This window comes from Salinicola sp. 4072, assembly GCF_036663415.1.
GTDB lineage: Bacteria > Pseudomonadota > Gammaproteobacteria > Pseudomonadales > Halomonadaceae > Salinicola > Salinicola salarius_A.
Window position 1 is genome coordinate 1 of the sequence record NZ_JAXOVV010000002.1, and the last position, 512, is coordinate 512.

Below are 512 nucleotides of genomic sequence, written 5' to 3' on the forward strand. Positions count from 1 at the left end.
TGTCCAATATTCCCCACTGCTGCCTCCCGTAGGAGTCTGGGCCGTGTCTCAGTCCCAGTGTGGCTGATCATCCTCTCAGACCAGCTACGGATCGTTGCCTTGGTAAGCCGTTACCTTACCAACTAGCTAATCCGACATAGGCTCATCCGATAGCGCAAGGTCCGAAGATCCCCTGCTTTCTCCCGTAGGACGTATGCGGTATTAGCGTGGGTTTCCCCAGGTTATCCCCCACTACCGGGCAGATTCCTATGCATTACTCACCCGTCCGCCGCTCGCCACCAGGGAGCAAGCTCCCCGTGCTGCCGCTCGACTTGCATGTGTTAGGCCTGCCGCCAGCGTTCAATCTGAGCCATGATCAAACTCTTCAGTTGAAGTTCGATAGTCCTTACTTCTCTCACACCCGAAAGCGTAAGAAGAAAAGCGGACCAAACTTGGTTCAAGGTCAAACGAATCTTGACGAGTCGCTTGCCTCGATATGTCGTGACTGGCTGTCACGCGAGAACAAGCGCCCA

At 54.9% G+C, this 512-nt stretch carries 1 rRNA gene; it reads right to left on the reverse strand.

Features of this window, described 5'->3' with window-relative positions:
* Positions 1 to 371, reverse strand: a 16S ribosomal RNA gene (locus R3F72_RS02300); the annotation flags it as partial.
* Between the last annotated feature and the right edge of the window lie 141 nt (positions 372 to 512).